Genomic DNA, 20705 nt, shown 5'->3' with positions numbered 1-20705 from the left:
GATCAAAGCCCCGTGGTGATGTCGATCGACTGGCCTTCGGCCAGGGTCACGATCGCTTTCTTGACGTCGGTACGACGCCCGACGATGCCGCGGAACCGCTTGGTCTTGCCCTTCACGTTGAGGGTGTTGACCTTGGTCACGTTGACCTTGAACAGCGCTTCGACCGCAGCGGCGATCTCGTCCTTCGACGCATCGCCGGCGACCCGGAAGACCACCTTGTTCTGCTCCGAGAGCAGCGTGGCCTTTTCCGTGATGATCGGCGACAGGATCGTGTCGTAGTGGCGGGCGGTGGGCTCGACGGCCATCACGCGGCCTCCTCAGGCTGGAAACGCGCCTGGATCGCTTCGACCGCGTCCTTGGTCAGGACCAGGGTACGGCGACGCAGCACGTCGTAGACGTTGAGGCCGGCATTCGGCAGCACGTCCACGTTCGGGATGTTCCGGGCGGCGAGCTTCAGGTTGTTGTCGACCTCGGCGCCGGCGATCACCAGCGCATTGGTCACGCCGATCTTGCCAAGCTGCTCGCGCAGCGCGGCGGTCTTGGCTTCCGGCAGCACAGCCGAGTCCAGGACGATCAGCGAACCTTCCTTCGCCTTCGAGGACAGCGCATGGCGCAGGGCCAGGGCGCGGACCTTTTTGGGCAGGTCGAAGGCGTGGCTGCGGACCACGGGACCGTGGGCCTTGGCGCCGCCGACGAACTGGGCCGCACGGCGCGAACCGTGACGGGCGCCGCCGGTGCCCTTCTGCTTGTACATCTTCTTCGAGGTGCGGGAGACCTCGTTGCGGACCTGGATCTTGTGGGTCCCGGCGCGACGCTTGGCGAGTTGCCAGGTGACGACGCGCTGCAGGATGTCGCCGCGGATCTCTTCGATGCCGAAGATATCGTCGGCCAGCTCGATCGAGCCGCCCTTCCCGCCGTCCAGCTTGATGACGTCGAGTTTCATTACGCTTGATCCCCAGCTTCAGTCGCCTCGGCGGCCGGCGCTTCGGTCGCGACGTCCTCGGCCGGCGCTTCCTCGGCGGCGGCTTCGACCGGGGTCGGAGCGCCCGCGCTGCGGAACGCGCCCGGCTTCGGCGCGTCGGCCGGCAGCGGGCTCTTCACCGCGTCGCGGATCTTCACGAACGAGCCTTCCGAGCCCGGGACGGCGCCCTTGACCAGGATGAGGCCGCGCTCGGCGTCGACGCGCCAGACGGTGAGGTTGAGGGTGGTGACGGTTTCCTGGCCATAGTGACCGGCCATCTTCTTGCCCGGGAACGTACGACCCGGATCCTGGCGGTTACCGGTCGAACCGTGCGAACGGTGCGACACGGACACGCCGTGGGTGGCGCGCAGGCCACCGAAGTTCCAGCGCTTCATCGCGCCGGCGAAGCCCTTACCGACCGTGGTGCCGGTGATGTCGATCTTCTGACCCGGAACGAAGTGGTCGGCGGTCAGCTCCGCGCCCACGTCGATCAGGTTGTCTTCCGACACCCGGAACTCGACGACCTTGGCCTTCGGCTCCACCTGGCCCTTCGCGAAGTGGCCGCGCAGCGCCTTGGAGGTGTTCTTCGGCTTCTTGGAGCCCGCGCCGAGCTGCAGGGCGACATAGCCGTCCTTGTCAGCGGTGCGCTGACCGACGACCTGGCAGCCCTCGAGGCTCAGGACGGTGACGGGCACATGGACGCCCGCTTCATCGAAGAAGCGCGCCATGCCCAGCTTCTTGGCGATCACGCCGGTACGCATCGGACCGATCCCCTTAGAGCTTGATCTCGACGTCCACGCCGGCGGACAGGTCGAGCTTCATCAGCGCGTCCACGGTCTGCGGGGTGGGGTCGACGATGTCGAGCACGCGCTTGTGCGTGCGGATTTCGAACTGCTCGCGCGACTTCTTGTCGATGTGCGGCGAGCGGTTGACGGTGAATTTCTCAATGCGCGTCGGCAGCGGAATCGGGCCGCGCACGGTGGCGCCGGTCCGCTTCGCGGTGTTCACGATCTCGCGGGTGGAATGATCCAGCACGCGGTGATCGAAGGCTTTGAGCCGAATGCGGATGTTCTGACGATCCATATCGCTCTTATCATTCCCTACAGACGGCGGCCCGCCCGCGTGATCTCGACCATTTCAAAGACCAGCCCGAACCCTCAGATGAGAGCCCGTACGCGAAAGTCCGCACAAACGATTTGAGCCCACGCGGAAGCGAGGGCCCCATCCCGAAACGCAAGCTCGAAAAAGCACTGTCCCAGGTCGTTCCGCGAACCGCGTCTGCGCTTCAAATCCCTTCGAAGCACACAGCCGGTCCAACAGGAGGCGCGGTAATACCTATGCGACTCGCCCCCGTCAAGGGCCGCCGGGCGTCCCGGCGCGCCCTTTCCGGTGCGACGGGTTAGCCGATCGTGACGGCCCCCGAGCCCATGATGGACTTCGACACCTCGCCCTTCACCTCGCGGGCGCGGACATCGCCCGAGCCGGCGACGCGGGCCTTCAGGCTGTCGGCGACGCCCCGGAAGTCGACATCGCCCGAGCCGGCGATGGAGGCGGTCATGGTCGTGGCGCGGCCGCCCGCCACCGTCACGTCGCCAGAGCCCGCGATGCTGACGCTGAGCGGCCCCTGCACGCTGCGGACCGCTACTCCGCCCGAGCCTGCGATGTCGATGTCCACGCCACCGCGGATCTCGGCGGTGGCCACGTCTCCCGAGCCGGCGATCTTGATCTCCGCCGATCCGGCCTGACCGGTGCGGGTGTCGCCCGAGCCGGCCTGGCGCAGCCTCATCGGGCCATCCACATTGGCGACGGTCCAGTCGCCGCATCCGGCGTTGGAAAGGGTGAGGCTGGCCGAGCGGCCTACGGATCCGTAGACCGCCCCACCGGCCTCCAGGCGCACGTCGCGCGGCGTGCGGATCACCACCTGCGGCATCTCCCGCCAGGCGATAACCCCGACGCCCCGCACCTCGACGCTGCGGTTCTCGCCCGAGCCGCGGCAGTTGCGGATCTTCCGGTCAAGGTCGCCGTCCACGATGACGCGGTCGCCTCGCGAGCGCACCTGCAGGGGCGCTCGAGCGTTGGGCTGGATGATCTCGACCTTGATGTCGCTGCGGTTCTCCGGGATCACCGTCACCCGGGCCACCGCGTCCTTGACCTCGACCGAAGCCGCGCTCGCCGCGCTGGCCAGCGAGATCGCGGCCGCCGCCGTCAGCAGAGCAATCGAAAAGCGCATTGCCGTCTCCCGTAACCTTGTGACGGGAAGCTAGTCCGGCGGCGCCGCAGGATCAGCTTAAATCGAGGTCATGACGTCGAAGTAAGAGAAAAGGCCGCCGGGTTTCCCCGGCGGCCTCTTCAGAGTGCTTGGCTGTGGCCGATCTTACTTGATGATCTTGGCCACGACGCCGGCGCCGACGGTCCGGCCGCCTTCGCGGATCGCGAAGCGCAGGCCCTGGTCCATGGCGATCGGCGTGATCAGCTCGACGAGCAGCTCGGCGTTGTCGCCGGGCATGATCATCTCCACGCCTTCCTTCAGCTTGATGATCCCCGTCACGTCCGTCGTCCGGAAGTAGAACTGCGGACGGTAGTTCGTGAAGAACGGGGTGTGACGGCCGCCCTCTTCCTTCGTCAGGATGTAGGCCTCGGCCATGAACTCGGTGTGCGGCGTGATCGAGCCCGGCTTGCAGAGCACCTGGCCCCGCTCGACGTCTTCACGCTTGGTGCCGCGCAGCAGCACGCCCACGTTGTCGCCCGCCTGACCCTGGTCCAGCAGCTTGCGGAACATCTCGACGCCCGTGCAGGTCGTCTTCTGGACTTCGCGGATGCCGACGATCTCGACTTCCTCGCCGACCTTCACCACGCCCTTCTCGATACGGCCCGTCACCACCGTGCCGCGGCCCGAGATCGAGAACACGTCTTCCACCGGCATCAGGAACGGCTGGTCGATCGGACGCTCCGGCTGCGGGATGTAGGCGTCGACCGCCGCCATCAGCTCCAGGATCTTCTCTTCGCCGATGTTGGCGTCACGGCCTTCGACCGCCGCCAGCGCCGAACCCTTCACGATCGGAATGTCATCGCCCGGGAACTGGTAGCTGCTCAGCAGCTCGCGCACTTCCATTTCGACGAGGTCCAGCAGCTCGGCGTCGTCGACCATGTCGACCTTGTTCATGAACACCACCAGCGCCGGCACGCCCACCTGACGGGCCAGCAGGATGTGCTCACGCGTCTGCGGCATCGGGCCGTCCGCCGCCGACACGACCAGGATCGCGCCGTCCATCTGCGCCGCACCCGTGATCATGTTCTTCACGTAGTCGGCGTGGCCAGGGCAGTCGACGTGCGCGTAGTGACGGTTCGCCGTCTCATATTCCACGTGCGCCGTGTTGATCGTGATCCCGCGCGCCTTCTCTTCCGGCGCCGCGTCGATGTCGGCGTAGTTCTTCGCCGTCGCACCACCCGACTTCGCCAGCGTGATCGTGATCGCCGCCGTCAGCGTCGTCTTGCCGTGGTCAACGTGACCAATCGTGCCGATGTTGCAGTGCGGCTTGTTACGTTCGAACTTCTCTTTGGCCATTTCAAGCTCCAGCCCTGTCCGGGCTTGTCCTCTCAGCTAGGGTTGGAATTAGGCGTACTTCTTGATGACTTCTTCGGCGACGACTTGCGGCACCGTGTCGTAGTGGCTGAACTGCATGGTGAACTGGGCGCGGCCTTGCGACATGCCGCGCAGGTTGTTCACGTAGCCGAACATGTTGGCCAGCGGAACGTAGGCGTTGATGACCGTCGCGTTGCCGCGCATGTCCTGCCCCTGGATCTGACCACGACGGCCGTTCAGGTCGCCGATGACCGAGCCCAGATATTCCTCCGGCGTCACCACTTCCACCGACATGATCGGCTCGAGCAGCTTCGGAGCCGCCTTCTCACGCAGCTCCTTGAAGGCCGCGCGCGAGGCGATTTCGAACGCCAGCACCGACGAGTCGACGTCGTGGAACGCGCCGTCGACGAGCGTCGCCTTGAAGTCGATCAGCGGGAAGCCGGCGAGCAGGCCGTTCTCCTTCGCCGACTCCAGGCCCTTCTGGACGCCCGGCACGTATTCCTTCGGCACCGCGCCACCGACGATCGCGCTCTCGAAGACGAAGCCCGACCCCGGCTCACCAGGCTCGAACACCAGCTTCACGCGGGCGAACTGGCCCGTACCGCCGGTCTGCTTCTTGTGCGTGTAGTCGATCTCGGCCCGGCGCGAGATGCTCTCGCGGTAGGCCACCTGCGGCGCACCGATGTTGGCTTCCACCTTGTAGGTGCGCTTCAGGATGTCGATCTTGATGTCGAGGTGCAGCTCGCCCATGCCCTTCAGGATCGTCTGGCCCGACTCGTGGTCGGTCGAGACGGTGAAGGAGGGATCCTCGGCCGCCAGCTTCGCCAGGGCGACGCCCAGCTTTTCCTGGTCGGCCTTCGACTTGGGCTCGACGGCGATCTCGATCACGGGCGCCGGGAACTCCATGCGCTCCAGGATCACCGGCGACTTGTTCGGGTCGCACAGGGTGTCGCCCGTGCGGGTTTCCTTCAGGCCGGCCAGGGCGACGATGTCGCCGGCGTAGGCTTCCTTGATGTCCTCGCGGTTGTTCGAGTGCATCAGCAGCATGCGGCCGACGCGCTCCTTCTTGTCGCGCGTGGAGTTCATCAGCCCCATGCCAGTCTCGAGCTTGCCCGAGTAGATCCGGCAGAAGGTCAGCGAGCCCACGAAGGGGTCGTCCATGATCTTGAACGCGAGGACCGACAGCGGCTCGTCGTCCGAGGCCCGACGCTCAACTTCTTCTTCCGTGCGGAAGTCGATGCCCTTCGTCGGCGGGATGTCCACCGGCGACGGCAGGTAGTCGACGACGGCGTCGAGGAGCGGCTGGACGCCCTTGTTCTTGAAGGCCGAGCCGCAGAGGATCGGATAGAAGGCGCCGGTCAGCACAGCCTTGCGGATGCACTTCTTGATCACTTCTTCCGAGGGTTCCTCGCCCGAGAGGTAGGCCTCCATGGCCTCGTCGTCCATCTCGACGGCGCTCTCGATCATGTAGTTGCGGGCTTCCTCGGCCTTGGCCTTCAGGTCCGCGGGGATCTCTTCGTCGCGGAAGCTCGCGCCCAGGCCGTCATTGTCCCAGACCACCGCCTTCATGCGGACGAGATCGACGATGCCCTTCAGGGCCGACTCCGAGCCGATCGGCAGCTGGATCGGAACGGCCTTCGCGCCGAGGCGGTCGCGGATGCTCTCGACCGACTTATCGAAGTCGGCGCCCAGCTTGTCCATCTTGTTGACGAAGACGATCCGCGGGACCTTGTACTTGTCGGCCTGACGCCACACGGTTTCGGTCTGCGGTTCGACGCCGGCGTTGCCGTCCAGCACGGTCACGGCGCCGTCGAGGACGCGCAGGCTGCGCTCCACCTCGATGGTGAAGTCCACGTGGCCGGGAGTGTCGATGATGTTCAGGCGCTTGTTGTTCCAGAACGCGGTCGTCGCGGCCGACGTGATCGTGATGCCGCGCTCCTGCTCCTGTTCCATCCAGTCCATGGTGGCCGCGCCGTCATGGACTTCGCCGATCTTATGGCTCTTGCCGGTGTAGTAGAGGATCCGCTCGGTCGTGGTGGTCTTGCCCGCGTCGATGTGGGCCATGATCCCGAAGTTGCGGTAATCTTCGATCTTGTGGGTGCGGGGCATAGCGGAAGCTCTGCAAAAAGGTATTTCGGGGGAGGCTGAACGAACGGCGCGGGCGGTTTATCTCAAACCGCCCGCGCCGGAAAGCTCACTATGAAGGGCGCTTACCAGCGGTAGTGCGAGAACGCCCGGTTGGCTTCCGCCATCTTGTGGGTGTCTTCGCGCTTCTTCACCGCCGAACCGCGGTTCGAAGAGGCGTCCAGCAGCTCGCCGGCCAGCTTTTCCGTCATGGTGTTCTCGCCACGCGAGCGGGCGGCGTTCACCAGCCAGCGGATGGCCAGGGCGCGACGACGCTCAGGGCGGACTTCGACGGGCACCTGGTAGGTGGCGCCGCCGACCCGGCGGGAGCGGACTTCGATGGCGGGAGCCACGTTGTCCAGGGCGGCATGGAAGGTTTCCAGCGGACCCTGGTCCTTGCGGCGGGCCTCCAGGATGTCGAAGGCGCCGTAGACGATGTTCTCGGCCACGGCCTTCTTACCTTCATACATCACGTAGTTCATGAACTTGGTGACGACGAGGTCCCCGAACTTCGGATCCGGGAGCACTTCACGTTTGTCTGCGCGACGGCGACGGGACATCTCTTAAATCCTTACTTCGGACGCTTGGCGCCGTAGAGCGAACGGCGCTGCTTGCGGTCCTTGACCCCTTGGGTGTCGAGCACGCCGCGCAGGATGTGGTAGCGCACGCCCGGAAGGTCCTTCACGCGGCCGCCACGGATCAGGACCACCGAGTGCTCCTGCAGGTTGTGGCCTTCGCCGGGGATGTAGCACACCGCTTCGATGCCGGTGGTCAGGCGCACCTTGGCGACCTTACGCAGAGCCGAGTTCGGCTTCTTCGGGGTCGTGGTGTACACCCGGGTGCAAACGCCGCGGCGCTGCGGGCAGCCCTTCAGGGCGGGGACCTTGTTCCGCGCGGGCTTCGACTGGCGAGGCTTGCGGATGAGCTGGTTGACTGTCGGCATCTAATCTCGCTTGGGAGGCGTGTGCCGTTTGGCCGGGGCGCCTCGGTTGGGGTCGTGTTTTCGTGTGTTCGAGGCCCGCCCGCTGAACGCAAAAACTCGCCGGGACGCCCGTGTCGTGCGTTCCGGCGGGGTGCGCTCATCGGACTGGGAGAGGATCCCGGTCTCGAAAGAGCGCGCTACATAGTCGTAAGCGGCTGTCCCGTCAACGCGAGTCCGAGAGGGCGCGGCCTCAGGGACGCTGCGGCGCGTTGACAGGCAGGTTCTTTGCCAGGAAGGCGTCGAGGGCGGAAAGCATCTGGGTGCGCGCCGCCGTCGTTCCCAGATAGTGGTTCTCGCCGGCGAGCACCACGTGCTCGACAGGCTTGCCCGCGTTCTTCAGGGCGACGGCCATGCGCTGCGAATGGTTGGGGGCGACCGTGGTGTCCTTGTCGCCATGCACCAGCAGAACGGGCATGCTGGCCCGCGCGGCGTTCTTCAGCGGCGAGACACCGTCGAGACCCTGGGGCGAAGCTTGACGAACTTCCTCCCGGAGCAACTCGAAGCCCTTGTTATCGCGCCCAAAGTCGGTGGCGTAGTCGCCGATCAGGGCGCCGAGGTCCGAGACGCCGTTGATGGACGCCGCGCAGCGATAGGCGCCTGGCTGGAAGACCGCGCCGTACAGGGCCGCGTAGCCGCCGAAGCTTGCGCCGACGATGCAGGCCCGGGCCGGGTCCGCGCGATCGGCGACCGCGGCCACGCCATCGAGCAGGTCGGTCTGCATCTTGCCGCCCCACTCCCCCTTCCCTGCCTTCTGGAACTCCGGCCCGAAGCCCGTCGAGCCGCGATACTGCGGCCGCAGCACCGCGTAGCCGCGGCTGGCGAGGAAGTGGGTCAGGTAGTCGAAGCCGGGGTCGTCATGGGCCGACGGGCCGCCATGCGGCAGAACGATCAGCGGCGGCTTCTCGCCCGCCTTCAGCCCCGGCGGCAAGGTCAGGTAGGCCGGAATCTCCAGGCCATCCCGCGCCCGGTAGCGCATGAAAGAGGTGGTCCCAAGGGTGACCTCAGCAAGCTCCGGATACCCGTCGCCGATAGGCGAGACTTCCTTCCGGGCGCGGTCATAGAGGAACCACTGGGCCGGATTGTCGGGACCTTCGGCGACGACGATGAAGCGGGTGAGATCCTCCGACCAGGACGTGAGCCGCGCGGATCGACCTTTGAAAGCGCGGCTGACCGTAGCCTGCGCGCCAGCAAAGACCGGATCCAGCCATTCGATCCCACGCTCCGCCCCGGACGCCGCAACCCCAACCACGGCATTCCGGTGACCGTCCCAGACGAGATGGACGCCTGCGCCTTGTACCGGCTTCCCGACCGTCTCGACCGGCCCGTCGGGGAGCCGCTGCCGGGTGACCTGCGTCCCGCCGGGACCCGTGCTGGCGAAGTAGAAGGACTGGTCGGCGTCCGAATAGCCCAGGAAAGTGCGCCCATCGTCGCCATCCTGGATCATCCTCCAGGTCCCCTGCCCTTTCGGGCGGGCGTACAGGGTTCGCTTTCGGGTATTCTCGTCGACCTTGTACATCACGCGGGCCTGCCCCGAGAGATCGACCTCCCAACCTTCGATATCGAAGTCGCCCCGTTCGACCTGCGTGCCGCGACCGGTCGCGGGATCGACGGAGAAGAGCGCCGGGACGCGCAGGTCGCCGTTTTCCCCCTTCCGGCCGAGCCGCGTGTTCATGTCACGGTCGGGACCCGCGGCTAGCGCGAGACCGCGCACCATAACTCGCGGAGGCGGGCCCTTCACGATCCCCACCACGCCCTGGTTGGTCAGCTGAGAAGACAGCGCATCGCCGCCCAGGAGGTAGCCCATGAACTTCGCCTGCGGCGTCACGGACGCCGTCCGCACCAGCCGGTAGTCGGCCCGTGCCCCGACCTTCTCCCAGAAAGCCACCCTGGCGAGCGCGTAGTCGTCGCCGGCCCATGAGACGCCCAGCGTTTCGACGGCGCCCAGCTTCAGGATGTTCATCCCCGGCTGGTCAATGGCGGTGAAGGCGATCGTTCTGTCGGTTGGTGCGCCGCCGAGGATTGCGATCCTCTGACCGCCCGGTGCGATCTTCGCCTCGGTCACGGCCGGCAGCCGGGCGAAAGCCTCCAGGGGCGGCGCCGAGGGCGCCTGCGCCTGGGCAGCCGTGTTTACGCCCGCCGCGAGAGCGACGCCGAGAAGCTTACGATACATACTACCCCCAGCGAGCGGACGCCCCGCTTGCAACTTAAGGCAGAGCCTCAGGTCGCTGCAAGCCGCCGCCATGAAATCGCCTCGCCCACTGCGATACGCTGTACGGCGAAGCTTGACCTTAGCGGGGAGCGCCATTGGCGGCTGGCCGGGGCCCATCGAGACGCCGAACGTTCGCTGTGGCGGTCTCCCTCGCCGCACACGTCGTCGTGCTGGCGGCGCTGGCGCTGCATGTGCCCAAGCTGATGACGCCGCCGATGCAGTCGGGGCCGCCGGAGCCCATCATCCCGGTGCTGATCCTGCCCCGCGTGCCGCCGCCGCACGCCGGCGGCCCGCCCACCCCCATCCGCCTGCACCGCCGCGCCCTGCGTCATGCACCGAGCGACTTGCCGATGCCTCCGTTGATTGCGCCGGAGGCCAAGGCGGACACACGGCGAGAGGCGCCCAGCGCTGCCGCGCGGGCTCTGGCTCCGGACCCTGCGGCCGACAACGCGCGCCAGACGCTGCGCGGCCTGGTCGGCTGCGCAAATCCGGCGAACCTGAGCCGCGAGGAACGGGAGAAATGCGAGCAGCGTCTCGCGCGCGGCGCCCGCGACGCTCCGTTTAACGGCCTTGGCCTCGATCGCGACGACAGTTCGGAATTCGGGCGGGCGGCCGCCCGACGTGAGGCGGACTATCGTTACAGTCGCGGCGAGGAATCGCGAGCTCGGGAGGCGGGCTCGCAACTTGACTGGGACGTCCGCCGCAGCCCGCCGGGCGGCGTCTCGAACATGAAGGGCATGGGGAGCTCGCCCCACGACATCAGCGGCTCCGCCGGCCGACCACGCTGACCGGATCAGCCTCAGTCGAAGATGTCGAAGATGTCGAACCGCTTCTTTTTCTTCCTGTAGTGGTAGTCGTCGTCGTAGCGGTACCTGCCGTGCTGGCTGTCGTAGGGGTGCTTCTTCTTCCAGTCGTCCGGATTGCGGTGGAAGTCCTGCACCTCGCGCTCGAACCGCTGGCGGTCCTGGCTCTGGTGAGTCTGCTCCTGCCGCGTGCCTTCCAGCAGCTTCTCGAGCTCGCCGCGGTCCAACCAGACGCCCCGGCAGGTGGGGCAGATGTCGATCTCCACGCCTCCGCGGTTCACGTTCTGCATGGACGTATTGTCGTTGGGGCAAAGCAGCAGCGGCACCGGGCGAGCTCCTCGTTGTCGTTACCCCTACGATCTAGGGACTGACACGGCCAAGCCCAAGGGTGGAAAGCGAAACGGCCCGGGATCGCTCCCGGGCCGTCGTTAGCTTGAGCTGCTGGAGAGCCTTACGACTCGACCTGCTCGCCCACCGCGGCTTCGGCGATTTCCGCCGGCAGCGGCTCCATCGCTTCTTCGCGGCTCTGGGTGAGCGCCTCGTCGCGCTTGGCGGCGATGCGTTGCAGGTTGCGCAGGTACGAGCCCGTGCCCGCCGGGATGAGGCGGCCCACGATCACGTTCTCCTTCAGGCCTTCCAGGGTATCGATCTTGCCCTGGACCGCCGCCTCGGTGAGCACCCGCGTCGTCTCCTGGAAGGACGCCGCGGAGATGAAGCTGCGGGTCTGCAGCGAGGCCTTGGTGATGCCGAGCAGCACCGGTTGCGTCAGGGCCGGACGACCGCCGCGGGCTTCCGCCTTGGCGCTCTCTTCCTCCACCTCGAGCTTGTCGAGGTGATCGCCCTTGAGCAGGCCGGTGTCGCCGGGCTCGAGGATCTCGACCTTCTGCAGCATCTGACGGACGATCGTCTCGATGTGCTTGTCGTTGATCGGCACGCCCTGCAGTCGGTAGACCTCCTGGATCTCATTGACCAGGAAGTCGGCCAGCGCCTCGATGCCCTGGATGCGCAGGATGTCGTGCGGATCCGGGTTGCCGTCGATGAGGTACTCGCCCTTGCGGATCACGTCCCCGTCGTGGACGGCGATGTGCTTGCCCTTCGGGATCAGGAACTCGACCGCGTCGCCACCGTCTTCCGGGGTGATCTTGATACGGCGCTTGTTCTTGTAGTCCCGGCCGAATTCGACCCGGCCGTCCATCTCGGCGATGACCGCGCAGTCCTTCGGACGACGCGCTTCGAAGAGCTCCGCCACCCGCGGCAGACCGCCGGTGATGTCGCGCGTCTTGGCGCTTTCCGTCGGGATACGGGCCATGACCTCGCCGGGCTTCACCTCGTCGCCGTCGCCGACGGAGAGAATGGCGCCCACGGGCAGCAGGTAACGGGCCTCACCACCGTTCGAGATCCGCTTGTAGGCGCCATCTTCGCCCAGCACCGCCATGGCCGGACGCAGGTCCGAGCCCTTGGAACTGGCGCGCCAGTCGATGACCACGCGGTTCGAGATGCCGGTCGCTTCGTCCGCTTCTTCGCGGAACGAGAAGTTCTCGACCAGGTCTTCGAAGCGGACCCGGCCGCCCACTTCCGTGATGATCGGCGTGGTGTAGGGGTCCCACTCGGCCAGGCGCTGACCGCGCTTGACCTTGTCGCCTTCCTTCACCCGCAGGCGGGCGCCGTACGGGACCTTGTAGGCTTCCCGGTCCTTGCCATCGACCTGGACCGTCAGCTGCAGGTTGCGGCTCATCGAGATGAGCGCGCCGTCCGGAGCCGTCACGGTGTTGCCGGCGATGCGGGCCACGCCGTCGTTCGCGCTTTCGTAGAACGACTGCTCGGCGACCTGGGCGGTGCCGCCGATGTGGAAGGTCCGCATCGTCAGCTGGGTGCCGGGCTCGCCGATCGACTGGGCCGCGATGACGCCGACGGCTTCACCGATGTTCACCGGCGTGCCGCGGGCGAGGTCGCGACCGTAGCAGGCGCCGCAGACGCCGGTCTTGGTCTCGCAGGTCAGGACCGAGCGGACCTTCACCGACTGGACGCCGGCGCTTTCGACCAGGTCGATCATGTTCTCGTCGAGGTAGGTGTCGGCGGGAACGATGACGTCGTTGGTGCCCGGATCCTTCACATCCTCGGCCGCGAAGCGACCCAGGATGCGCTGTCCGAGCGACACCAGCACGTCACCACCCTCGACCACGGCGCGCAGCGTGATGCCGCGAGTGGTGCCGCAGTCTTCCTCGGTGATGATGCAATCCTGCGCGACGTCGACGAGACGGCGGGTCAGGTAGCCGGAGTTAGCCGTCTTCAGCGCCGTATCGGCCAGGCCCTTACGGGCGCCGTGGGTGGAGTTGAAGTACTCCTGAACGGTCAGGCCTTCCTTGAAGTTCGAGATGATCGGCGTCTCGATGATCTCGCCCGACGGCTTGGCCATGAGGCCGCGCATCCCGCCGAGCTGCTTCATCTGGGCCTGCGAACCGCGGGCGCCCGAGTTGCTCATCATGAAGATCGAGTTGATCTCGCCCTGGCGGCCGTCGGCCCCCACCGGCGCAGAGCTCACCTCGGCCATCATCTCGTCGGCGACGCGATCGGTGGCCTTCGCCCAGGCGTCGACCACCTTGTTGTACTTCTCGCCCTTGGTGATGAGACCGTCGGCGTACTGCTGCTCGTACTCTTCCACGAGCTTGCGCGTCTCTTCGACGATCGGCGCCTTGCGCGCCGGGATGACGATGTCGTCCTTGCCGAACGAGATGCCCGCCTTGGCCGCCTCGCGGAAGCCCAGACCCATCATCTGGTCGGCGAAGATGACCGTCGCCTTCTGACCGCAGTGCCGATAGACGGTGTCGATCAGGTTGCCGATCTCCTTCTTGGTGAGGTTCTTCTCCAGAAGGCGATGGCCGACCGCCGGGTGCTGCGGGAACAGCGCGGCGATCTTCATCCGGCCGGGGCTGGTCTCGATGACCTTCGTCACGAGGTTCCCGTCGGCGTCCATCTCGGTGTAGCGGCAGCGGATCTTCGAGTGCAGCGACACGACGCCGGCGTCGAGCGCGGCCTCGATCTCGCCCAGGCTCGCGAACGCCTTGCCCTCGCCGGGCTCGCCGTCCTTGACCAGCGACAGGTAGTAGAGACCGAGCACGATATCCTGCGAGGGCACGATGATCGGCCGCCCGTTGGCGGGCGACAGGATGTTGTTCGTGCTCATCATCAGCACGCGCGCTTCCAGCTGGGCTTCCAGCGAGAGCGGCACGTGGACGGCCATCTGGTCGCCGTCGAAGTCGGCGTTGAACGCGGCGCAGACCAGCGGGTGCAGCTGGATGGCCTTGCCCTCGATCAGCTTGGGCTCGAACGCTTGGATGCCCAGACGGTGCAGGGTCGGCGCGCGGTTCAGGAGGACCGGGTGCTCGCGGATCACCTCGTCCAGGATGTCCCAGACGGCCGGCTGCTCACGCTCCACCATGCGCTTGGACTGCTTCACGGTGCCCGACAGGCCCTTGGCGTCCAGGCGCGCGTAGATGAACGGCTTGAACAGCTCGAGCGCCATCTTCTTGGGCAGGCCGCACTCGTGCAGCTTCAGCTCGGGACCCACCACGATGACCGAACGGCCCGAGTAGTCCACGCGCTTGCCGAGCAGGTTCTGGCGGAACCGGCCCTGCTTGCCCTTCAGCATGTCGGCCAGCGACTTCAGCGGACGCTTGTTGGCGCCCGTGATCACGCGGCCGCGGCGACCGTTGTCGAACAGCGCGTCGACGGCTTCCTGCAGCATCCGCTTTTCGTTGCGGATGATAATGTCCGGCGCGCGCAGCTCGATGAGGCGCTTCAGGCGGTTGTTACGGTTGATGACCCGGCGATAGAGGTCGTTCAGGTCCGAGGTCGCGAAGCGGCCGCCGTCCAGCGGCACCAGCGGACGCAGTTCCGGCGGGATCACGGGGATCACCGACAGGACCATCCACTCGGGCTTGTTGTTGCTCTCGGTGAAGTTCTCGATGAGCTTCAGGCGCTTGGACGCCTTCTTCAGCTTCATCTCAGACGTCGTCGTCTGCAGCTCCTCGCGAAGCTTCTCGGCCTCCTTCTCGAGGTCGATGCCGCGCAGCAACCCCTGCACCGCCTCGGCGCCGATCTCGGCGGTGAAGCTGTCGTCGCCGAACTCTTCCTGGAAGCGCAGGTAGTCGTCTTCCGACAGAAGCTGGTGCAGCTTCAGGGGCGTCAGGCCCGGCTCGGTGACGATGTAGTTCTCGAAATAGAGGACCCGCTCGACGTCCTTCAGCGCCATGTCCAGCATCAGGGCGATGCGGCTCGGCAGCGACTTCAGGAACCAGATGTGGGCGACCGGCGAGGCCAGTTCGATGTGGCCCATCCGCTCGCGGCGGACGCGCGCCAGAGTCACTTCGACCCCGCACTTCTCGCAGATGATGCCCTTGTACTTCATCCGCTTGTACTTGCCGCAAAGGCACTCGTAGTCCTTCGTCGGGCCGAAGATGCGGGCGCAGAACAGGCCGTCACGTTCCGGCTTGAACGTGCGGTAGTTGATGGTTTCGGGCTTCTTGATCTCGCCGAACGACCACGAGCGGATCTTTTCCGGCGAGGCGAGCGCGATACGGATCTGGTCGAAGGTCGGAGCGGCCTGGACCGGATTGAAGATGTTCAGGACTTCCTGGTTCATCTCGGTTCCTTCTGCGGGTCTGAACCCGCGAAAATTTCAAAGCAGGACGGGGTGGCGGACCGCCCTCCTCCGCATCGCTGCGAAGGAGGGCATGTAGGCTCCCGTCAGCTGTTCTCCAGCTCCACGTTGAGGCCCAGGGAGCGCATCTCCTTGACCAGAACGTTGAAGCTTTCTGGGATCCCGGCCTCGAAGGTGTCGTCGCCGCGGACGATGGACTCGTAGACCTTCGTCCGGCCGGCCACGTCGTCCGACTTCACCGTCAGCATTTCCTGCAGGGTGTAGGCGGCGCCGTAGGCTTCCAGGGCCCACACTTCCATTTCCCCGAAGCGCTGACCGCCGAACTGCGCCTTACCGCCCAGCGGCTGCTGGGTGACGAGCGAGTACGGGCCGATCGAACGGGCGTGGATCTTGTCGTCGACCAGGTGGTGCAGCTTCAGCATGTAGATGTAGCCGACCGTGACCGGACGCTTGAACCGCTCGCCGGACTGACCGTCGTACAGATATGACTGCCCCGACCGGTCGAGGCCCGCCTTCTCCAGCAGGTTCTCGATGTCGTCGATGTGGGCGCCGTCGAACACCGGGGTGGCGAAGGGGATGCCCTTCGACAGGTTCCGGGCCAGCTCGACCAGCTCCTCCTCGGTCTCCGGCAGCTCCTCTTCCGGGCCGTAGACGTCGGACAGGTGCTCGATGAGCGCCTGCTTCTGACCGCCGTGCTGCCAATCCTCGAGCAGGCGCTGGACCTGCTTGCCGAGGCCGGCCGCGGCCCAACCCAGGTGGGTTTCGAAGATCTGGCCGACGTTCATGCGCGAAGGCACGCCCAGCGGGTTCAGCACGATGTCCACCGAGGTGCCGTCTTCAAGGTACGGCATGTCTTCGATCGGCAGGATCTTGGAGATGACGCCCTTGTTGCCGTGACGGCCGGCCATCTTGTCGCCCGGCTGCAGCTTGCGCTTCACCGCCACGAACACCTTGACCATCTTCATCACGCCGGGCGGCAGCTCGTCGCCGCGCTGCAGCTTGTCGACCTTGTCCTCGAAGCGGCGGTCCAGACGCTTGCGGGCGTCGTCGAATTGCTTCCGGAGGGCTTCCAGCTCGCCCATCGCCTTCTCGTCATCGAGGGCGATCTGCGACCACAGGCCCGGCGCGATCTCTTCCAGCTTCTCGGCGGTGATCTCGCCGCGACCCAGGCCCTTCGGACCCGAGACGGCGTTCTTGCCGACCAGCAGTTGCCGCAGACGGCCCTGGAAGTTGCGGTTCAGGATCGCGAATTCGTCGTCGCGGTCCTTGCCCAGGCGGTCGATCTCGGCGCGTTCGATGGCGAGCGCGCGCTCGTCCTTGTCGACGCCATGACGGTTGAAGACGCGGACTTCGACGATGGTGCCGGCGACGCCCGGGGGCAGACGCAGGGAGGTGTCGCGGACGTCCGAAGCCTTCTCACCGAAGATGGCGCGCAGGAGCTTCTCTTCCGGCGTCATCGGGCTTTCGCCCTTCGGCGTGACCTTGCCGACGAGGATGTCGCCCGGCTGGACCTCGGCGCCGATCGCCACGATGCCGGCTTCGTCGAGGTTGCGGAGCGCTTCCTCGCCGACGTTGGGGATGTCGCGCGTGATCTCTTCCGGACCCAGCTTGGTGTCGCGGGCCATGACCTCGAACTCCTCGATGTGGATCGAGGTGAAGACGTCATCGCGCACGATCCGCTCGGAGATGAGGATCGAGTCTTCGAAGTTGTAGCCGTTCCAGGGCATGAACGCGACGAGGGCGTTGCGGCCCAGGGCCAGTTCGCCAAGCTCGGTCGACGGGCCGTCGGCGATCACGTCGCCGGCCTTCACCGAGTCGCCCACGCGCACCAGCGGACGCTGGTTGATGCAGGTCGAGGTGTTCGAGCGCTGGAACTTCTGCAGACGGTAGATGTCGACGCCCGGCTTCGACGGGTCGGTCTCTTCCGTGGCGCGGATGACGATACGCGTGCCGTCGATCTGCTCGACGACGCCCGTACGGCGGGCCACCACGACGGCGCCCGAGTCCACGGCCACGACGCTCTCCATGCCGGTGCCGACCAGCGGCGCATCCGACTGGATGAGCGGCACGGCCTGCTTCTGCATGTTCGAGCCCATGAGGGCGCGGTTGGCGTCGTCGTTCTCGAGGAACGGGATCAGCGAGGCGGCGACCGAGACGACCTGCTTCGGCGACACGTCCATCAGGTCGACGTCGGCCTTGGGCAGCAGCGACGGCTCGCCGTTGATCCGGCCCGGGACGAGGTCTTCGACGATCTCGCCGCCGTCCAGCTTGATGTTGGCCTGGGCGATGACGTGCTTCGCCTCTTCCATGGCCGACATGTAGACCACCTCTTCGGTGATCTTGCCGTCGCGGATCCGCCGGTACGGGCTCTCGATGAAGCCGTACTTGTTGACCACGGCGTGGGTGGCCAGCGAGTTGATCAGGCCGATGTTCGGACCTTCCGGCGTCTCGATCGGGCAGATCCGGCCGTAGTGGGTCGGGTGCACGTCGCGGACTTCGAAGCCGGCCCGTTCGCGGGTCAGACCACCCGGCCCAAGGGCCGACAGGCGGCGCTTGTGGGTGATTTCCGACAGCGGGTTCGTCTGGTCCATGAACTGCGACAGCTGCGAGGAGCCGAAGAACTCCCGCACGGCGGCGGCCGCAGGCTTCGCGTTGATCAGGTCGTGCGGCATGACCGTGTCGATATCGACCGAGCTCATGCGCTCCTTGATCGCGCGCTCCATGCGCAGCAGGCCGACGCGGTACTGGTTCTCCAGCAGTTCGCCGACCGAGCGGACCCGGCGATTGCCGAGGTTGTCGATGTCGTCGATCTCGCCGCGGCCGTCGCGCAGACCCACCAGGGTCTGCAGGACCGCCATCACGTCTTCCTTGCGCAGGATGCGGACGTCGTCCGGGCAGTCCAGCTCCAGGCGCATGTTCATCTTCACGCGGCCGACCGAGGACAGGTCGTAGCGCTCGCTGTCGAAGAACAGGCTCTTGAACATCGCCTCGGCGGCTTCCACCGTCGGCGGCTCGCCCGGGCGCATGACGCGATAGATGTCGAAGAGCGCGTCCTCACGCGCGGTGTTCTTGTCCACGCGCAGGGTGTTGCGCATGTAGGCGCCGACGGTGACCTCGTCGATGTCGAGGACGTCGAGCGTGGTGAAGCCCTGCTCTTCCAGCGACGCCAGCAGGGTGGGCTCCAGCTCGTCGCCGGCTTCAGCGTAAATCTCGCCGGTCTCGTAGTTGACGAGGTCCTTGGCCAGGTAGCGGCCGGCCAGCGCCTCCGGCGCCAGCAGCAGGGTCTTGAGCCCCGCGTCGGCGAACTTCTTCGCGTTCCGCGCGGAGATCTTGGTGCCCGCGGGAGCGATCTCCTCGCCCGTGTCGGCGTCGACCAGCGGGAATTCCGGCTTCACGCCGCGCCAGCGCTCGGCCTTGTAGGGCGTGGCCCAGCCGTCGCCCTTCTTCTCATACGGCACGGTCTCGTAGAACGTGGAGAGGATCTCCTCCCCGTCCATGCCCAGCGCCATCAGGAACGTCGTCGCCGGAAGCTTACGGCGGCGGTCGATGCGGACGTAGACGATGTCCTTCGCGTCGAACTCGAAATCCAGCCACGAGCCGCGGTAGGGGATCACGCGCGCGGCGAACAGGAGCTTGCCCGAAGCGTGGGTCTTGCCCTTGTCGTGGTCGAAGAAGACGCCCGGCGAACGGTGCATCTGGGAGACGATGACGCGCTGGGTCCCGTTGACGATGAAGGTGCCCTTCTCCGTCATGAGCGGGATGTCGCCCATGTAGACGTCCTGCTCCTTGATGTCCTTCACGGAACGGGCGCCGGTCTCTTCGTCGGTTTCGAAGACGATGAGCCGCAGCTTGACCTTCAGCGGCGCGGCATAGGTCATGTCGCGCTGAACGCATTCCTCGACGTCGTACTTCGGCTCCTCAAACTCGTAGGAGACGTACTCGAGCACGGCGCGCTCGTTGAAGTCCTTGATCGGGAAGACCGACTTGAAGACCGCCTCGATGCCCTCGTCGCGACGGTCCCCCGCGCGAACCTCGCGCTGCAGGAACTGTTCGTAGGACGAGCGCTGAACCTCGATCAGGTTCGGCATCTGCACGGCTTCGGGGATGCGGCCGAACGACTTCCGGATCCGCTTCTTACCGGTGAAGGACTGCGCCATTTTGATCCCTTGAGAACGGCGCGGAACGGAGTCCTGCCGTCGAGCTTTTCATCCTGCGTCCACCCTCGAGCTCCGAGACGGAGCCGGACGCTGGAATGCCCCTGTGTCGTCAGGGGCGCCCCTTCGCATGGTCGGAGGGCGGCGGACCATGCCTCGGGACATCACGCGCGAAAAAGGCCGCTTCGCAGGAGGGCGGAATCGGGATTGTTCGCGAACGGGCGGAAATAAGCTCTTTCGCCCGACTTGGGAAGCCCCTCACGCAAGAAAATGCGGACATGAAGTGAGCGGCGCCGGACTGGGCGTCCGACGCCGCTCGGGGGGGTCAACCCGGGCAGATCCCGGGATGTGCTAGCTTCCGATCTTGCGCTGGTCGCGCATCCCCCAAACCGGCAAGACCGGCCCGCGGTTCCCATCTATTCGGCAGGTTGCAGGACCCGGCCGCCGAAGGGACGCCACGCCTTCTCGGCGTACCGGGCGTGATACTCGGGATGCTCTGTGCCCAGCGCCCGATCCCACCAGGTGAACCAGGCGGCGTAGTTCCAGCCGGCCTGGGCGTGGTGCATGTCGTGATGGGTGGTGGTGACGATGAAGTCGAGCATCGGACGACCATCCCGCCGCGCCGGCATCAACTCGTAGCCGGAGTGCAGAAGGGTGTTGGTGACGATCTGGTACAGCATCACCCACTGCATGGCGCTCGGGTGCATCGGGAAGATCGCGGGCCACACCATGACAAAGCCGAAGAGCGTCAGCGCCTCGCCGATGTCGAAGCTGTAGGCGGTGAAGGGCGAGGGATTGTTGCTGCGGTGGTGGCGGCGATGGAAACGCCGGAAAAGCCGCGGATCGTGCATCAGCCGGTGGGTCCAGTAGAACCAGGCATCCAGCCCGATCACGCCCATGACGATCGAGACCGCCAGCCACGGCGCTCCCCAACTCGCCGCCAGCGGCGTGAGCGGATAGAGCCCGGCGCGGTACAGGTAATACGTCGCCACGCCGGCAGTCGCGAAGATCACCATGCTGCGGACAGAGAAGAACGCCTCGGTCAACAATTGTCGGGCGGGCGGGCTCTCGTCGCGGATCTTGCGGGCGGCAAGCAACGGCCGGAGCACCACCCACAGCGCCAGCCAGACCCCGACGGTGAAGACCAGATAGCGCTCGAGCGTCGGCTGCAGCTCGCGCAGCCAGACGGATACGGCTTCGGTGAAGAATGCTTCCATGGGCCATCCCCT

General features: G+C 66.2%; 15 protein-coding genes. 1 reads left to right on the top strand and 14 read right to left on the bottom strand.

The genetic code is table 11. The annotated features are described in order from the left end of the window. Nucleotides 1–2: 2 nt before the first annotated feature. The 10 genes from LRS10_RS15075 to LRS10_RS15030 all read right to left on the bottom strand — a co-directional run bounded on the left by LRS10_RS15075 (nt 3) and on the right by LRS10_RS15030 (nt 9820). Nucleotides 3–305, bottom strand: coding sequence for a 50S ribosomal protein L23 (locus LRS10_RS15075; protein WP_257837991.1), 303 nt, complete (start codon nt 303–305; stop codon nt 3–5). Beyond that, the gene (gene rplD, locus LRS10_RS15070; RefSeq protein ID WP_257837990.1) at nt 305–943 is read right to left on the bottom strand and encodes a 50S ribosomal protein L4; all 639 of its coding nucleotides are present in this window, start codon (nt 941–943) and stop codon (nt 305–307) included. The genes LRS10_RS15075 and rplD overlap by 1 nt, the downstream gene beginning before the upstream one ends. After that, nucleotides 943–1722: a 50S ribosomal protein L3 gene (gene rplC / locus LRS10_RS15065; RefSeq protein ID WP_257837989.1), complete on the bottom strand. Its 780-nt coding sequence runs from the start codon at nt 1720–1722 to the stop codon at nt 943–945. The genes rplD and rplC overlap by 1 nt, the downstream gene beginning before the upstream one ends. A 13-nt stretch (nt 1723–1735) precedes the next feature. Continuing rightward, nucleotides 1736–2044 carry a 30S ribosomal protein S10 gene (gene rpsJ / locus LRS10_RS15060; protein ID WP_012521787.1) on the bottom strand — a complete coding sequence of 103 codons (309 nt, stop codon included), beginning with the start codon at nt 2042–2044 and terminating at the stop codon, nt 1736–1738. Between the two features lie 316 nt (nt 2045–2360). Next, nucleotides 2361–3191 (bottom strand): DUF2807 domain-containing protein, encoded by an 831-nt coding sequence (locus tag LRS10_RS15055; RefSeq protein ID WP_257837988.1) that lies wholly within the window; start codon nt 3189–3191, stop codon nt 2361–2363. A gap of 144 nt (nt 3192–3335) precedes the next feature. Further along, nucleotides 3336–4526: an elongation factor Tu gene (tuf, locus tag LRS10_RS15050; RefSeq protein ID WP_257837968.1), complete on the bottom strand. Its 1191-nt coding sequence runs from the start codon at nt 4524–4526 to the stop codon at nt 3336–3338. A 48-nt stretch (nt 4527–4574) separates the two neighbouring features. Further along, nucleotides 4575–6653, bottom strand: coding sequence for an elongation factor G (gene fusA, locus LRS10_RS15045; RefSeq protein ID WP_257837987.1), 2079 nt, complete (start codon nt 6651–6653; stop codon nt 4575–4577). Nucleotides 6654–6754: 101 nt separating this feature from the next. Then, nucleotides 6755–7228 carry a 30S ribosomal protein S7 gene (gene rpsG, locus LRS10_RS15040; protein ID WP_257837986.1) on the bottom strand — a complete coding sequence of 158 codons (474 nt, stop codon included), beginning with the start codon at nt 7226–7228 and terminating at the stop codon, nt 6755–6757. 11 nt (nt 7229–7239) lie between these two features. Continuing rightward, nucleotides 7240–7611 (bottom strand): 30S ribosomal protein S12, encoded by a 372-nt coding sequence (rpsL, locus tag LRS10_RS15035; protein WP_257837985.1) that lies wholly within the window; start codon nt 7609–7611, stop codon nt 7240–7242. A 229-nt stretch (nt 7612–7840) separates the two neighbouring features. After that, nucleotides 7841–9820, bottom strand: coding sequence for a S9 family peptidase (locus LRS10_RS15030; RefSeq protein ID WP_257837984.1), 1980 nt, complete (start codon nt 9818–9820; stop codon nt 7841–7843). Between the two features lie 176 nt (nt 9821–9996). On the opposite strand from LRS10_RS15030, the gene LRS10_RS15025 reads away from it, so the two are divergent. Beyond that, nucleotides 9997–10647 carry a hypothetical protein gene (locus tag LRS10_RS15025; protein ID WP_257837983.1) on the top strand — a complete coding sequence of 217 codons (651 nt, stop codon included), beginning with the start codon at nt 9997–9999 and terminating at the stop codon, nt 10645–10647. 11 nt (nt 10648–10658) lie between these two features. Here LRS10_RS15025 and LRS10_RS15020 read toward each other — a convergent pair whose 3' ends face one another. From LRS10_RS15020 to LRS10_RS15005, 4 genes are all read right to left on the bottom strand, one after another. Continuing rightward, nucleotides 10659–10988: a zf-TFIIB domain-containing protein gene (locus LRS10_RS15020; protein WP_257837982.1), complete on the bottom strand. Its 330-nt coding sequence runs from the start codon at nt 10986–10988 to the stop codon at nt 10659–10661. Nucleotides 10989–11113: 125 nt separating this feature from the next. Continuing rightward, nucleotides 11114–15304 (bottom strand): DNA-directed RNA polymerase subunit beta', encoded by a 4191-nt coding sequence (rpoC, locus tag LRS10_RS15015; RefSeq protein WP_257837981.1) that lies wholly within the window; start codon nt 15302–15304, stop codon nt 11114–11116. Nucleotides 15305–15408: 104 nt separating this feature from the next. Continuing rightward, a complete protein-coding gene (gene rpoB, locus LRS10_RS15010; protein ID WP_257837980.1) occupies nt 15409–19479 on the bottom strand; it encodes a DNA-directed RNA polymerase subunit beta in 4071 nt (1356 codons plus the stop codon). A 413-nt stretch (nt 19480–19892) separates the two neighbouring features. Then, a complete protein-coding gene (locus LRS10_RS15005) occupies nt 19893–20693 on the bottom strand; it encodes a sterol desaturase family protein (RefSeq protein ID WP_257837979.1) in 801 nt (266 codons plus the stop codon). Nucleotides 20694–20705: the final 12 nt, after the last annotated feature.

Source organism: Phenylobacterium sp. J426, assembly GCF_024699945.1.
Classification (GTDB): domain Bacteria; phylum Pseudomonadota; class Alphaproteobacteria; order Caulobacterales; family Caulobacteraceae; genus Phenylobacterium.
Note: the sequence above shows the minus strand (reverse complement) of the source record. Positions and strands in the feature narration are given on the sequence as shown.

What these genes read in the sequence shown, in the direction of transcription:
- rplC (WP_257837989.1), bottom strand. Translation starts at nt 1,722, where the DNA reads ATGCGTACCGGCGTGATCGCCAAGAAGCTGGGCATGGCGCGCTTCTTC.
- LRS10_RS15030 (WP_257837984.1), bottom strand. Translation starts at nt 9,820, where the DNA reads ATGTATCGTAAGCTTCTCGGCGTCGCTCTCGCGGCGGGCGTAAACACG.
- rpoC (WP_257837981.1), bottom strand. Translation starts at nt 15,304, where the DNA reads ATGAACCAGGAAGTCCTGAACATCTTCAATCCGGTCCAGGCCGCTCCG.
- rpsG (WP_257837986.1), bottom strand. Translation starts at nt 7,228, where the DNA reads ATGTCCCGTCGCCGTCGCGCAGACAAACGTGAAGTGCTCCCGGATCCG.
- rpsL (WP_257837985.1), bottom strand. Translation starts at nt 7,611, where the DNA reads ATGCCGACAGTCAACCAGCTCATCCGCAAGCCTCGCCAGTCGAAGCCC.
- LRS10_RS15005 (WP_257837979.1), bottom strand. Translation starts at nt 20,693, where the DNA reads ATGGAAGCATTCTTCACCGAAGCCGTATCCGTCTGGCTGCGCGAGCTG.
- tuf (WP_257837968.1), bottom strand. Translation starts at nt 4,526, where the DNA reads ATGGCCAAAGAGAAGTTCGAACGTAACAAGCCGCACTGCAACATCGGC.
- LRS10_RS15075 (WP_257837991.1), bottom strand. Translation starts at nt 305, where the DNA reads ATGGCCGTCGAGCCCACCGCCCGCCACTACGACACGATCCTGTCGCCG.
- LRS10_RS15055 (WP_257837988.1), bottom strand. Translation starts at nt 3,191, where the DNA reads ATGCGCTTTTCGATTGCTCTGCTGACGGCGGCGGCCGCGATCTCGCTG.
- fusA (WP_257837987.1), bottom strand. Translation starts at nt 6,653, where the DNA reads ATGCCCCGCACCCACAAGATCGAAGATTACCGCAACTTCGGGATCATG.
- rplD (WP_257837990.1), bottom strand. Translation starts at nt 943, where the DNA reads ATGAAACTCGACGTCATCAAGCTGGACGGCGGGAAGGGCGGCTCGATC.
- rpsJ (WP_012521787.1), bottom strand. Translation starts at nt 2,044, where the DNA reads ATGGATCGTCAGAACATCCGCATTCGGCTCAAAGCCTTCGATCACCGC.
- rpoB (WP_257837980.1), bottom strand. Translation starts at nt 19,479, where the DNA reads ATGGCGCAGTCCTTCACCGGTAAGAAGCGGATCCGGAAGTCGTTCGGC.